A 13,142-nucleotide genomic window follows, 5' to 3' on the forward strand; every position below is an offset into this window, starting at 1 on the left:
CGGCTCATGTATCCCTTAAGGACAGGAGTGCCTCATGGAACTCGACCATATTGCGATCTCCGCACTGACGCGCGCGGCGGCAACAGCCCATGTAGAGGACACCTTGGGTGTTTCGCTGCAGCAGGGGGGCGAGCATGCGGTCTTTCATACACACAACATGCTCTTGGGACTTGAAGACGGCCTTTACCTTGAAGCGATTTCGACCAATCCCGATGCGCCCCGCCCAGGCCGCCCGCGCTGGTTTGATCTGGACCGGTTTGATGGACCGCCACGGTTCAGCAACTGGATATGTCGATGTGCGGACCTAGAGGCGACATTGTCTGTTTTACCCGATGCTTTCGGAAAACCGGTGTCGCTGCAACGCGGAGATTTGCGCTGGCGGATGGCAGTGCCGGCGAACGGTATCCTGCCGTTTGACGGATGCGCGCCGGCGCTGATGCAATGGGACGGCGACGCCCATCCTGCCGCGCGGCTTACCCCGTCTCGTTGCCGCCTGACAGCACTTCAAGTGGCCCATCCCGAAGCCGAAGCGCTGGCCATGTTACTGGCCCCGCATCTTCAGGATGCCAGGGTCTCATTTGATAGCGGGCCCGCCAGGTTGGTGGCGCGGTTTGATACCCCGACCGGCGAACGGGTTCTGGTGTGACGATCCGTCCTGCAGTGACGGGCGACGCGGCGTGCATTTGCAGCCTTTGGAATGCCATGATCCGCGATACCCTGGCCACCTTCACCACCGAGCAAAAGACACCGGAGGAAATCGCGGATCTGATTGCCCAGCGACATGATGCCTTTTGGGTGGTGGGTGCAGACAAGATCACCGGCTTTGTAACATATGGCGCTTTTCGCAGCGGCCCCGGTTATCTAGCAACCGTAGAACACACAATCATCCTGTCACCCAAGGCTCAGGGGCAAGGAACCGGGCGGGCGCTGATGGAACGCGCACAGATTACTGCTACTGCACAAGGAAAACACATCATGGTGGCGGGCATTTCGTCGGCAAACCCCGATGCCGTCGCTTTTCACGAAAAGATTGGCTTTACCCAAACCGCCCGGATGCCAGAGGTCGGGCGCAAGGCGGGTCAGTGGCTTGACCTGATTTTGATGCAGAAAACGCTTGCAACACGCTGACTTCCCCGGCGCCAACGCCTAAAGTCCCCTCATGTCGATCTGGACCCGCATAACCGAGGCGCTGTCAGCGCTTTCATCTGGCGAAAGCCTCGCACTGGTTTTTGACCGGTTGCGCAGCCCACCGGAGCGTTCAGTGGCCTTTACCATTGCCGTGATTGCGCTGGGGGCAAAGATGGCAAAGGCGGACGGGCTGGTCACCCGCGATGAGGTGACTGCCTTTCGCGAAGTGTTCCAGATCGCGGATGATGACACGGCCGGAGCGGCCAGGGTCTTTGACCTTGCACGTCAGGATGTGGCGGGATTTGATGACTACGCGCGGCGGATCACCGCGATGTTTCAGGGCCAGCCCGAAATGCTGCATGACCTGATGGAGGGTCTTTTTCACATTGCGATGGCTGACGGGATATATCACCCGAACGAAAACGCGTTTCTTGAAGAAGTGGCCGGGATTTTCGCCCTGTCAGACGATGAATTTGCCGCGCTTAAGGTTCGGTTTGTACCAGATGCATCCCCCCTGCCGCACACGGTATTGGGCGTGCCGGCTGATGCTTCGCTGGAAGAGGCGCGGCACGCGTGGCGCAAACTGGTGCGGGCAAATCATCCCGATGCGCTGGTCGCGCGTGGCCTGCCGGAAGAAGCGATCAGCATGGCGCAAAAGCGCATGATCGATATCAATCGTGCGTGGGAAACCCTGTCTGGCAAACACAGCTGATGCGGATTGCAACCTATAACGTCGAATGGTTTGCCGCCCTTTTTGACCAGCACAATCAGCTATTCGATGATGGGGAATGGTCCGCCCGCTACAAGGTTACGCGGGCTGAGCAGACAGCGGCACTGGGTATCGTGTTTCAGGCGTTGGATGCTGACGCGGTGATGGTGGTAGAGGCACCAGATCAGAGTAAAAACCAGTCCACCGTCCAATCGCTTGAGCATTTTGCCGAGCGATTTTCGCTCAGGGCCCGGCATGCGGTGATGGGTTTCTCAAACGACACGCAGCAGGAAATCGCGCTGCTGTACGATCCTGACGTTTTGACGGCCACCCATGCCCCCCAAGGTGTCTTCAGCGGATCAGACGGGGCACCGGGCGCGCCACGCTTTGACGGGGCGCTGCGGATTGATCTCGACATCGACAATACCGAAGACCTTGTGGCGTTTTCCAAGCCGCCGCTGGAACTGAATTTGCAAACGGTGAATGGCCTCGCGTTTCATATGATCGGTGTGCACCTGAAGTCCAAAGCACCTCATGGCGCGCGCTCACCGGCAGAGGCGCTGCGTTTTGGCATTGCGAACCGGCGCAAGCAATTGGCGCAGGCAATCTGGCTTCGAGGCCGCGTTGAGGAACATTTGCAGGCGGGCACACCGCTGATCGTGGCCGGGGACATGAACGACGGACCGGGCCTTGATGAATTTGAAAACCTCTTTGGCCGATCTTCGGTTGAGATCGTTCTGGGCAATGACGGACCAGACATGTTGTTTGATCCGCATGCAAAACAGGCGCTCAGCCGCAATCTTGCGGCCATGCCCACGACGTCCAGATTTTGGATCCGGCAGGAAAAGCGGTACTTACAGGCACTGTTGGATTACATCATGGTAACACCGCATTTCCGACAACGGGGTGCCCGTTGGACCATCTGGCACCCTCTGGATGACCCCGATTGCTGGCGGCAACCCACGTTGCGTGATGCGCTGATCACAGCATCGGATCATTTCCCGGTAACCATCGATTTTGACGATTGACCGGGCAAACCTCGAAATCTGAGCGCGGGACTGCTATATTGAAGGGTATGAAACCTATTATCGCCGCCATTATTGCTATCGCGCTTCTCGCTCCTGCTGCGCGGGCGCAGGCAGAGGGTCCGTCATTGATGGAGCGGGGTGCCGAGTTGTTTCTTGAGGGGCTGCTGAAAGAAATGCAGCCGGCCATTGAAGAGTTTGAAGGGCTGGCCGATCAGATGGGCCCCGCGCTGCGGCTTTTTGCTGATGAGATGGGCCCAAAGCTGGCTGAGATCCTGGAGGAGGTGGAAGATTGGAGCGCGTATCAGGCACCCGAGATTCTGCCAAATGGCGATATTATCATTCGACGAAAGCCGGATCATCCGTTGACGCCACCTGCGGAAAAGACCGAACCTGAGCCGCAGATCGAATTGTGAAAAACCCTTTCGATGCGATCAGTTCGATTGATTATACGGTCATCATTGTCCGCGACATGGCCGCGATGCGGGCCTTCTAGGAAGGTTTCCTGAACTTTAATCTCACGCGGCAATTGTCTGATAACTGGTTCGAATATGAGATTGGCGGAAATACGCTGGCGTTGTCTGCACCGGGATTGACGGCGGCGGATACCCCTGTCCCCTATGGGACAGCCGGGTTGCAGCTGGCGTTCTGTGTTTCAGTCGACGATGTCGATGCCTGTCATGAGGTGCTGACCACGCAGGGGGTGGATGTCGTATCGCCGCCAACGGATCGGGATTTTGGCCACCGCACGCTTTTCTTTTGCGACCCCGATGGCAATCTGCTGGAGATTTACGCCGAAATCTGATCTGGGACGCGTTTGCCGCGCTTACGGGTTTTTACTGTCACGTTCGCCCCGAGCGAGCTGGCCAGCGAACTGAGCCGCGCCTCTGCCACTTCGCCAAAAAGCGGTACCATGTCGGGCGTCAGCCATAACTCAAGCTGTTTCTTCTGAGGAAACCAGCGCAGTTCGCCGCGTTCTTCATCCTTATTCATCCACAACATCGCCCCGAAACGCATGGCTTTGCCCAGCACTTCGGCCTCGAGCCGCGTCCGTTCGTCGATCATCCCGTAAAGGTCTTCGAAGCGCGTGTTTTCGCGCTTGTTCGAATACCGATGCAGCAGCGCCAGTCCCAGAAATATGCGCTCAGAGTGTTTCAGACCGCCAAGGTTGGCGCGTGTGGCGTTGTCGAAACAGACCTCGGCGCGGTAGTCGGGATGCGCGCGCCAGCTGACATCGTGAAGAAGGCAGGCCGCCTTGACCATGCGTTTGCGCGGGCCGGAGGCGGATTTGTAGAGCGGCGCGATGAAGGAATTGAGAGCCTTGCCAAAGCCTGGCATGCGGGCGTCCTTGGCTTCGGCAAAGCGGCAGGCCTCGATCAGAGGGTCGCGGTCGCGCAGGCGCTGTGGCATCTGTTCGTAGAGCATCCCTTCACGGATACCATAGCTCGAGATCGCGATGTCCTTTGGCTTGAAGGTCTTGATCAGGCGGCCCAAGACTTCGGCGGCATAGGGCACAAGCGCGGCACGGGTGGCAGAGACCCCGGCGAGCGTGCGCAGGTCTTCGACGTCGTTCTTGCGGATATACTCGACCGTTGCAGAAACGGATTTTCGGGTCATGCGGTATTCATGAAGCACATGCAGCGGATAGCCGCGCCGCAACATGTCGATGCGCGCGATAGCCCGCCAGGAGCCGCCCACCAGAAACAGACGGTCGCGTTGACTGCCCATGCGGTCTTCGAGCGTTTCCATGACCTCTTTGATGTGGGCCTTGCGCGCCTTGGCGCCGCCCTTGATATCGCGCAGTTTCAGCGGGCCAAGCTGGCTGGTCACGCGGCGGCCCACGCGGCCACCCGAGATCTCGGCAAGCTCCATCGAAGAGCCGCCGATGTCACAGACCAGCCCATAGGCCCCGGGCCAGCCCAGCAGCACACCTTGTGCGGAAAGCCGGGCCTCTTCTTCGCCGTCGATGACCCAGATGCGAAGGCCAGTCGCTTGCCGCACCTCTTCGCAGAACGCCTTGCCGTCGGTTGCATCGCGGACGGCTGCTGTTGCCACGCAGGTCAGTTCGCTTAACCCCATACCATCGGCCAACTTTTTGAAGCGCTTCATGGCCGACAGGGCCCGGGCGCGGCCCTCGATGCTGAGGTGCCCTGTGTCGGCCATGTCGGCCCCCAAGGCGCACATGATTTTTTCATTATAGAAATAGGCAGGCGACCGGGCGGCACCATCAAAGACCACCAGCCGGACGGAATTTGAGCCGACGTCGACCACGCCCACGCGGGCAAGTTTGCGCGCACTTGGGTCTTCGAACAGCGGCTTTGAGAAAGGCCCCAAATCGGCAACCCCGGTTTCGGGGACGGGGGGTGAGTGTTCGGTCAACTGGGCCATGCCGTCTCCTGCCGGTTGATGGGGTGCAAGATGGGGCAGGGGGTGGGGGAGGTCAATCGTGATCCGAAAGAGAGGGCCCATGGGCCCTCAAGACATATCGGTTTTTGTGGCGTGTCTGAGCCCCCGCTTTCGACGGAGCGTGCGCGTTTGGCGTTGTGCAGAGGTATTTGAGAAAAGGGTGAAACATCAGTCTTCGGTGTGCGTCAGCTTGGGTACATCAGAGGCGCCCGCCGACCCACGACCGGAAAGGGACGGGTTTTCCATGAAAAAGCGGTGGCAGTTGAAGGCAAAGCGTCCTTCTTCGAGGGCAGGGCGTTGAAAGCTTCCGTCTGGCCCCATGACCCAGCTTTGAGCCACATCGGCCAGGTTGGCGGCCATGATCTGACTGGTGATCTGCGCTTTGACGGTGGGGTTCTCGATCTCCACCAGGGTCTCGACCCGCCGGTTGAGGTTACGCCCCATCCAGTCTGCGGACGAGATAAAGACACGGGCTTTCTTGTGAGGCAGGCCCTTGCCGTTGCCAAAACAGACGATACGGGAGTGTTCGAGAAACCGGCCGACGATCGATTTGACACGGATGTTGTCGCTAAGCCCCTGCACGCCCGGCCGCAGACCGCAGATGCCACGGATGATAAGGCTGATATTCACGCCCGCCTGAGAGGCCGCGTAAAGCGCGTCGATGACCTCGCTGTCGATCAGGCTGTTCATTTTGGCCCATATTTCCGCCGGGCGACCTGCCGCTGCGTGATCTGCCTCGGCCCGGATCATTTCCAGCAGGCGGGGTTTCAGTGTGGTGGGTGAGATGGCCAGATTGGCCAGCGCTTCTGGTTGTGCATAGCCTGAAAGGTAGTTGAAGACTTTGGTTGCATCGCGTCCGAGCGTCTGATCGCAAGTGAAGAGGCTCAGATCTGTGTAGATGCGGGCCGTGATCGGGTGATAGTTGCCGGTGCCGTAGTGGGTGTATGTGACCAGCTGACTGCCTTCCCGCCGCACCACGGTTGATATCTTGGCGTGGGTCTTGAGATCGATAAAGCCATAGACCACATGCGCGCCCGCGCGTTCCAGACGGCGGGACTGCCGGATGTTGGCGGCCTCATCGAAGCGGGCCTTGAGCTCTACCAATGCGGTGACGGATTTGCCATCTTCGGCAGCTTCACAGAGGGCCTCGACGATGGGGCTGTCACGTGACGTGCGATAAAGGGTTTGTTTTATCGCCACGACGTTCGGGTCACGGGCGGCTTGATTGAGAAAGCGCACTACCATATCGAAGGTTTCATAGGGGTGGTGCAGTAGCATGTCCTTTTGGCGGATCGCCTCGAACATGTCGCCGTCATGGTCCATCACACGCTCTGGCACACGCGGGGTGAACTGAGGCCAAAGCAGGTCAGGGCGCGCATCGGTCACCAGTTCTGACAGATCATCAACACCGATCATGCCATCGATTTCGATCACGTCACGGGGTTGAACGCCCAGTTCGTCCATTACCACCGCTTTGAGCTTTTCCGGCGCGCCGGAGGAATGGGTCAGACGAACGACCTCTCCCCGGCGACGGCGTTTTAGCGCGACCTCGAATTCGCGCACGAGGTCTTCGGCCTCATCCTCCACTTCCAGATCGCTGTCGCGCAGGACGCGGAATTCGAAGTGGGATTTCAGCACATACCCCGGGAAGAGGTCCGGGATATGAAGAACCAGCAGGTCTTCGAGCGGCAGATACCGCAACACGCCCTCTGGTGCGGGCAGGGGCATGAAACGATCGATCTGGGCAGGGATCGGCAGCAGCGCCTGCAGCGGGCGTTTATCGCTGGTGCGTTCAAGTTGCAGTGCCAGCGCGTAGCCAGTGTTGGGGATAAAGGGAAAGGGGTGCGCGGGATCGATCGCCAGTGGCGACAGAACTGCGAAAACCTGATTGAGAAAGACCTCGGCCATGGCAGCACGGTCTTCGCTGGTCAGGTCCGCGTTGCGTTCCAGCATGATGTTTTGCGCGTCCATCTCAGCCATCAGATCGACGAGTACACGCTGTTGCGTCATCATCAGATTGCGCGCGTTTTCGTTAATCAGCACCAGTTGTTCGGCAGGGGTCAGCCCGTCAGCCGCGGGCGTGGTGTTGCCTGCCTGCGCCAACTCGCGCAGGCCCGCGACGCGTACGGTATAGAATTCATCAAGGTTATCGGCCGAGATCGACAGGAAGCGCAGGCGTTCCAGAAGTGGCACGCGGGGGTTTTCGGCTTCCTCCACCACGCGCCAGTTGAACGCGAGCCAGCTCAGCTCTCGATTGAAGAACCGGCCCGGACCGTGGATGTCGAGGTCTTGCAGATGCGCGGCCTTCGGAAACGGGGCCTTGAGGAAATCGGCTTGGTTCATTGAGGCCTTGTGGCGTTGGATTATGACAGTTTTACGAAAGGTTGGCGGATGCGACCAAGGCTGGCATTATTCCTCGGGGGCATCGCCTTTGTCCAGCACTTGAGCCGCCAGCGCCCGGGTAACGGGCCGTTTGAGCGCGATGGAGGCGGAATCAAGCTGTTCAATCACCGCAATTGCTGCGGCAAAAGAGCGGTCTATACGGGGCAGCAGATAGGGGACCAGATCCGGCTTGGGTGTCAGTTGACGGTCCGCGAGGAGTTTGACCAGCAGAGCGGACAATAGTACATCATCGGGTGGCTCCAGTGCGACAGCAGTTGCGCCGCGCAGGCGGCTGACAAGATCAGGCAGCGTGAGGCCCCAGTGCTGCACCGGGCCCGTGCCCGTCAGCAAAAGCGTATGTTCCTCAGCCAGAACGAGATTGTGGAGGTGAAACAGGGCGACCTGCGCGCTTTCATCTGATGCGATGTCGGGGATATCTTCCACCGCCAAGGCACTGCGGCCCAAGGTCGGGATATCGGTTGCTGAAAGGTCGCGGGCGGATAGGATCGTGGCCTTTGCCCTTTCGGCCCAGACGTGGGTCAGGTGTGTCTTGCCCGATCCTGCAGGCCCGGTGAGGGCCAGCTTTCCGCCTGCCCAGTCGGGCCAGGCGTCGATCATTGCCATCGCCATCGCGTTTGACGGGGCAACAAAGAAAGCGTCGCGCCCCAGCGCAGTGCGGCTGGGCAGGTCAAGGCCAAGCTGTTCGATCATGTCAGCGTTTGTCCGGCGTTTCGGTTGGGCCAGCGTCGACCCCGCGATAGAGCAGGCTTTGTTGATACCGGTCCACTGCGAAACGCGCGATCACACCAATTGCGGCCGCAACCGGTACGGCAACCAGCATGCCGATAAATCCAAAGAGCGTGCCGAAGACCGAAAGCGAAAGGATGAGCCAGACCGGATGCAGCCCAACCGAGCTGCCGACCAGTTTGGGGGTCAGCACATTGCCTTCGACCACCTGACCAAGTCCGAAAATGCCCGCGACCATCCCGATGGACACCCAATCGCCCCAGAACTGGAATAGCGCCAGCCCGATGGCCAGCGCACCCCCCAGCAGGGCGCCCAGATAGGGGATAAAGGTGACGAGACCCGCGATAAATCCGACGACCAGGCCAAAGTTGAGCCCCACCAGCATCAGCGCGATCGCATAGTAGGTCCCAAGGATCAGACAGACCGTGCCCATGCCCCTGATGAACGACGCCAGCGTGCCGTCGATTTCCCGCGCCAGGTGGCGGATCGTTGGCGCGTGATCGCGTGGAAGCATGTCGTCGATGGCGGCCACCATGCGGTCCCAATCCAGCAGAAGGTAGACTGCGACAACCGGAACAATGACGAAAAGCAGAATGATATTGAGAATTGAAGAGACAGAGGCCAGCGCCGCCTCAAGCACCTGCCCGCCGCGTTCCTGAATGGTGGCGCCGATCGAATTGATCGACGAGCGCAAGGTAGACCCCTCTTCAAGGATGGAGGGGAAGCGCGTCGTCAGGAAATCGGTGAAATCGCGGGTAAGCTGTGGGGCGGTTTCTATCAGATTGGCTGTCTGATTCACCAATGTCGGCACTACCAGCAAGGCCATGATCACGAATATCAAAATAGCCACGACCGTAATCACCGCCGTCGCCAGTGCACGGCTTAGTCCCATGCGCTCAAGCCGGTCGGCAACTGGGTCTAGGAAATAGGCAATTGCGCCACCCAGAACAAACGGCAGCAGGACATCTCCCAGAAACCACAAGATCACCGCGAAAACGGCAGCGGTCAGGCCCCAGTATTTCAATTGATCCTTGATCGGCAATGCCATGCGCAGCTTCCGTGATTGCTCCACTTTGACATCGCCCATGCAGCGGCCCGTTTCAAGGGTTTGCAGGGAAATGGGTGGTTAGGAAGTCAAACAAGGGATAGAACCGCCGGCCAGTGTGGGGGTATTTGCCACCTAGGGCTGGTCCATCGTGGGCGTGCTAAACTCATCCGGTCAGGGTGCGATGGCGTACCGCACCCTGCATGTCTGTGTCGGGAAGGGTCAGTGGCAGGCCGGACGAGTGCCGGGCAAAAGGACCTTGTCAATCACATGGATCACGCCGTTGTCGGCCTGAATATTGGCGATCACCACATTGGCTGTGTCACCGGACCCATCTGCGATGGACACGCCTTCGGCATTCTTTGTGATGCACAACCGCTCTGATGCAAGTACCGGCTTGAAATAGTTGGAGCCTTCGGGGATCGCTTCAGCTTGCAGGTTCCGGTCGTCGACGTGATACAGCAAGATGTTGGTGAGTTGATCTTTGTTCTCGGGCTTCAACAATGTTTCGACAGTGGCGTCAGGCAACGCGGCAAAGGCGTCATTTACTGGGGCATAGACAGTAAAGGGGCCGGGTCCCTGTAGAGTGTCGGCGAGGCCGGCTGCCCCCAAAGCTGCGACGAGTGTGGAAAAGCGATCATCACCTGCGGCGATTTCTACAATGTTGGCGGCCTGAGCCGTGGAGCTGAGTGTGAGTGCGGCTGCTGTCGCGGCGGCCATCATGTGAAGTTTCGTCATCTTCTATTCCTTCCTTGTACGTACCTGTCATGCCGTGTTGACATGCAGGAGGGATACGCCAGTGAAAGCCGCCTGGATCACGGTGCTCGCAAAGCTGTCATGTCCCTGAAATGTTTGATCCGACGAGCACGGAAGGGAGTACGCGCGTGCGGACATCTTTTGATGATGAACTTGAGGACAGACTGGTGCGCTATGCTGCCGTCGATACCCAGAGCGATGAAACATCTGCGGATAAGCCCAGCACGGACATTCAGCTTGTTCTGTCGCGCATGCTTGTTGCGGAGCTTGAAGAGATGGGTGCCAGTGACGTCTCTCTGACAGATTATGGCGTGGTCCTTGCGACAATCCCGGGGACTGTCGATGGGCCCACAATGGGGTGGCTGGCCCACGTAGATACCGCGCCACAGTTCCATGCCGCAGGGGTAAAGCCTGTGGTGCACCGACACTATAACGGTGGAGACATAACCTTTGCTGATGCGCCCGATCTGAAGCTATCGCCGGAAAACGCGCCTTATCTGGCGGACAAGGTGGGTGACGACATCATAACCGCATCTGGCCAGACGTTGCTGGGAGCGGATGACAAGGCGGGTATCGCCATTGCGATGACAGCGGCCCGGCATCTTATTGCGAACCCGGATATCCGGCACGGACCGATCCGGTTGGCATTTACCCCCGATGAAGAGATCGGCCGCGGTGTTGATGCCCGCCTGCCGGCTGAACTGGGCGCGGATTTTGCCTATACATTTGACGGCGGGCGCCCGGGTGAGATCGAGTATGAGACGTTCTCGGCGGATCGTGCAGTGGTCGAGATCACGGGTGTTTCTGCCCATCCCGGCTTTGCGACCGGGAAGATGGTGAACGCATTGCATCTTGCTGCGCGGATCCTGATGACCCTTCCACAGGCTACAATGACACCGGACACAACCAAAGGCATGGAAGGTTTCATTCACGCGACGGATCTGAACGGAGGATCGACGGAGGCGGAGTTGAAGTTCATCCTGCGTGATTTCGAAGTTGAGGGCTTGGCGCAGAAAGGGGAGTTGTTGCAGTCAGTGTGTGACACGGTGGCTTTGACAGAACCGCGCGCAGAGATCACCTGCACCATCACGCCGCAATACCGCAATATGCGGTATTGGCTGGAAAACGACATGACGCCAGTGGAATTGGCGCGCAAGGCGGTGGCCGCAGTGGGGCTGGAGCCTGTTAGCGTTCCCATTCGCGGTGGAACGGATGGGTCGCGCCTGACCGAGATGGGGGTGCCATGCCCCAATATCTTTACCGGCATGCAAGAAATACATGGCCCACTGGAATGGATTTCGGTGCAGGATATGGCGCTGGCAACACGTGTTGCACTGGAATTGGCTAAGGCCGCGGTGACAGCGGGCTGAGCGCTGGCGCGCCTTCGACTTTATTGATTTGTCTGCGACAAATCGCTGTGCGAGACGCTGTCTCGCGCTCTGGGAATATTCTGGCCAGAGAAAGAACAGGTTTGTGTCGGGCGGTGGTTTGACATAGCAACGGCCTCGCACCGTCAATACCAAGGAGAGTGCCCCCATGCGTCTGTCGAGATATTTCCTGCCTGTGCTCAAGGAAAACCCAGCAGAGGCACAGATTGTCAGCCATCGGTTGATGTTGCGTGCCGGTATGATCAAGCAGGCCTCAGCGGGCATCTATTCCTGGCTGCCGCTGGGGTTCAAGGTGTTGCGCCGGATTGAGAATATCGTACACGAAGAACAGGCCAGGGCCGGACACATGGCAATGTTGATGCCGACTATTCAGTCGGCTGATCTATGGCGTGAAAGCGGGCGCTATGATGCCTATGGTGACGAAATGCTGCGCATCACAGACCGGGGTGGGCGGGATATGCTGTTTACGCCTACCGCTGAGGAACTGATAACAGACATTTTTCGCGCACATGTCAGCAGTTACAAGGACTTGCCGCTGACAATGTATCAGATCCAGTGGAAATTTCGGGATGAAATCCGGCCGCGTTTTGGTGTGATGCGAGGGCGCGAGTTCCTGATGAAGGACGGCTACAATTTTGATCTGAGCAAAGAAGACGCGTTGCATGCCTACAATCGGCATCTGGTCAGCTATCTGCGGACCTATGAACGCATGGGATTGCAGGCTATTCCGATGCGCGCCGACAGCGGGCCTATCGGTGGGGACGACACGCATGAATTTCTGGTGCTGGCCGAAACCGGTGAATCCGAGGTGTTTTATGACAGCGCGGTGACCGATCTGACATTTGGCGATCGCGACATCGACTTTGACGATGTGGCGCAATGTGCGGCGATCATGGAAGAATTCACAACCAGATACGCCCGGACCGACGAGACCCATGATGAGGCGCTGTTTGCCGAGGTGCCCGAAGAGCGCCGGCGCACCGCGCGTGGGATCGAGGTCGGACAGATATTCTATTTTGGTACCAAATATTCAGAACCATTGGGCGCTACTGTCCAAGGGTCAGACGGCAAGCCGGTGCCTGTGCACATGGGCAGCCACGGAATTGGTGTCAGCCGTCTTTTGGGCGCGATTATCGAGGCAAGCCATGATGACAAGGGCATTATCTGGCCTGAAGGAGTCACTCCGTTTCATGCGGGGATCGTAAACTTGCGCCAAGGCGATGCAGAGGCCGATGTAGCCTGTCAGGCGCTTTATGACAGCCTGACCGCTTTGGGACTTGAACCGCTTTATGACGATCGCAAAGAAGGTGCGGGAAGCAAGTTCGCAACCATGGATCTGATTGGCTTGCCGTGGCGGATCACCGTAGGGCCGCGCGGGTTGAAAAATGGCGTGGTTGAGCTGACATCGCGCCGCAGCGGAACAAGCGAAGAAATGGCGCCTGAAGAGGCGGTTCAGCGCATTGCGCAAATATATGCCGGGATCGCCTGAGAGAGTTGGCTGATCGGCCGAGAAAACGGCACAATTCTGCACAGGCAACCACAAGAGCGGTCTGCGG

General features: G+C 58.6%; 13 protein-coding genes. 8 read left to right on the forward strand and 5 right to left on the reverse strand.

What is annotated here, in order from left to right; all coding sequences use genetic code 11:
• Positions 1 to 34: 34 nt before the first annotated feature.
• The 6 genes from H9Q16_RS02090 (at position 35) to H9Q16_RS02115 (ending at position 3,667) form a co-directional block, all read left to right on the forward strand.
• Positions 35 to 646 carry a VOC family protein gene (locus H9Q16_RS02090; protein WP_191073715.1) on the forward strand — a complete coding sequence of 204 codons (612 nt, stop codon included), beginning with the start codon at positions 35 to 37 and terminating at the stop codon, positions 644 to 646.
• Positions 643 to 1,128, forward strand: a complete 486-nt coding sequence (locus H9Q16_RS02095; RefSeq protein ID WP_191073716.1) for a GNAT family N-acetyltransferase — start codon at positions 643 to 645, stop codon at positions 1,126 to 1,128. The genes H9Q16_RS02090 and H9Q16_RS02095 overlap by 4 nt, the downstream gene beginning before the upstream one ends.
• 31 nt (positions 1,129 to 1,159) lie before the next feature.
• Positions 1,160 to 1,840 (forward strand): molecular chaperone DjiA, encoded by a 681-nt coding sequence (locus tag H9Q16_RS02100; protein ID WP_191073717.1) that lies wholly within the window; start codon positions 1,160 to 1,162, stop codon positions 1,838 to 1,840.
• Entirely contained in the window at positions 1,840 to 2,865 is a 1,026-nt protein-coding gene (locus tag H9Q16_RS02105; RefSeq protein WP_191073718.1) for an endonuclease/exonuclease/phosphatase family protein, read from the forward strand. Before H9Q16_RS02100 ends, H9Q16_RS02105 begins: the two co-directional genes overlap by 1 nt.
• A gap of 47 nt (positions 2,866 to 2,912) precedes the next feature.
• Positions 2,913 to 3,278: a hypothetical protein gene (locus tag H9Q16_RS02110; protein WP_191073719.1), complete on the forward strand. Its 366-nt coding sequence runs from the start codon at positions 2,913 to 2,915 to the stop codon at positions 3,276 to 3,278.
• Positions 3,279 to 3,367: 89 nt separating this feature from the next.
• The gene (locus tag H9Q16_RS02115) at positions 3,368 to 3,667 is read left to right on the forward strand and encodes a VOC family protein (protein ID WP_343067816.1); all 300 of its coding nucleotides are present in this window, start codon (positions 3,368 to 3,370) and stop codon (positions 3,665 to 3,667) included.
• Here H9Q16_RS02115 and H9Q16_RS02120 read toward each other — a convergent pair.
• The 5 genes from H9Q16_RS02120 to H9Q16_RS02140 form a co-directional block, all read right to left on the reverse strand.
• A complete protein-coding gene (locus tag H9Q16_RS02120; protein ID WP_191073720.1) occupies positions 3,652 to 5,250 on the reverse strand; it encodes a Ppx/GppA family phosphatase in 1,599 nt (532 codons plus the stop codon). The two genes, H9Q16_RS02115 and H9Q16_RS02120, sit on opposite strands and share 16 nt — an antisense overlap.
• A 186-nt stretch (positions 5,251 to 5,436) precedes the next feature.
• On the reverse strand, positions 5,437 to 7,611 hold the full coding sequence (locus H9Q16_RS02125) for an RNA degradosome polyphosphate kinase (RefSeq protein WP_191073721.1): 2,175 nt from the start codon (positions 7,609 to 7,611) through the stop codon (positions 5,437 to 5,439).
• A 66-nt stretch (positions 7,612 to 7,677) separates the two neighbouring features.
• Positions 7,678 to 8,361 carry a P-loop NTPase family protein gene (locus tag H9Q16_RS02130; protein WP_191073722.1) on the reverse strand — a complete coding sequence of 228 codons (684 nt, stop codon included), beginning with the start codon at positions 8,359 to 8,361 and terminating at the stop codon, positions 7,678 to 7,680.
• A gap of 1 nt (position 8,362) precedes the next feature.
• Entirely contained in the window at positions 8,363 to 9,445 is a 1,083-nt protein-coding gene (locus H9Q16_RS02135; RefSeq protein WP_191075126.1) for an AI-2E family transporter, read from the reverse strand.
• A 219-nt stretch (positions 9,446 to 9,664) separates the two neighbouring features.
• Entirely contained in the window at positions 9,665 to 10,180 is a 516-nt protein-coding gene (locus H9Q16_RS02140) for a fasciclin domain-containing protein (RefSeq protein WP_191073723.1), read from the reverse strand.
• A 146-nt stretch (positions 10,181 to 10,326) separates the two neighbouring features.
• Between H9Q16_RS02140 and pepT the strand changes: the two genes are divergently transcribed.
• Together pepT and proS are read left to right on the forward strand one after the other, a co-directional pair.
• Positions 10,327 to 11,568: a peptidase T gene (pepT, locus tag H9Q16_RS02145; protein ID WP_191073724.1), complete on the forward strand. Its 1,242-nt coding sequence runs from the start codon at positions 10,327 to 10,329 to the stop codon at positions 11,566 to 11,568.
• Between the two features lie 166 nt (positions 11,569 to 11,734).
• Positions 11,735 to 13,075, forward strand: a complete 1,341-nt coding sequence (gene proS / locus H9Q16_RS02150; RefSeq protein WP_191073725.1) for a proline--tRNA ligase — start codon at positions 11,735 to 11,737, stop codon at positions 13,073 to 13,075.
• Positions 13,076 to 13,142 lie beyond the last annotated feature (67 nt).

The sequence above is a fragment of the Sulfitobacter aestuariivivens genome (assembly GCF_014763045.1).
Classification (GTDB): domain Bacteria; phylum Pseudomonadota; class Alphaproteobacteria; order Rhodobacterales; family Rhodobacteraceae; genus Sulfitobacter; species Sulfitobacter aestuariivivens.

Bases quoted from the DNA above. Each gene is read 5' to 3' on its own strand.
- H9Q16_RS02090 (WP_191073715.1), top strand. From the start codon at position 35: ATGGAACTCGACCATATTGCGATCTCCGCACTGACGCGCGCGGCGGCA.
- H9Q16_RS02100 (WP_191073717.1), top strand. From the start codon at position 1,160: ATGTCGATCTGGACCCGCATAACCGAGGCGCTGTCAGCGCTTTCATCT.
- H9Q16_RS02105 (WP_191073718.1), top strand. From the start codon at position 1,840: ATGCGGATTGCAACCTATAACGTCGAATGGTTTGCCGCCCTTTTTGAC.
- H9Q16_RS02110 (WP_191073719.1), top strand. From the start codon at position 2,913: ATGAAACCTATTATCGCCGCCATTATTGCTATCGCGCTTCTCGCTCCT.
- H9Q16_RS02120 (WP_191073720.1), bottom strand. From the start codon at position 5,250: ATGGCCCAGTTGACCGAACACTCACCCCCCGTCCCCGAAACCGGGGTT.
- H9Q16_RS02125 (WP_191073721.1), bottom strand. From the start codon at position 7,611: ATGAACCAAGCCGATTTCCTCAAGGCCCCGTTTCCGAAGGCCGCGCAT.
- H9Q16_RS02130 (WP_191073722.1), bottom strand. From the start codon at position 8,361: ATGATCGAACAGCTTGGCCTTGACCTGCCCAGCCGCACTGCGCTGGGG.
- H9Q16_RS02135 (WP_191075126.1), bottom strand. From the start codon at position 9,445: ATGGCATTGCCGATCAAGGATCAATTGAAATACTGGGGCCTGACCGCT.
- H9Q16_RS02140 (WP_191073723.1), bottom strand. From the start codon at position 10,180: ATGACGAAACTTCACATGATGGCCGCCGCGACAGCAGCCGCACTCACA.
- proS (WP_191073725.1), top strand. From the start codon at position 11,735: ATGCGTCTGTCGAGATATTTCCTGCCTGTGCTCAAGGAAAACCCAGCA.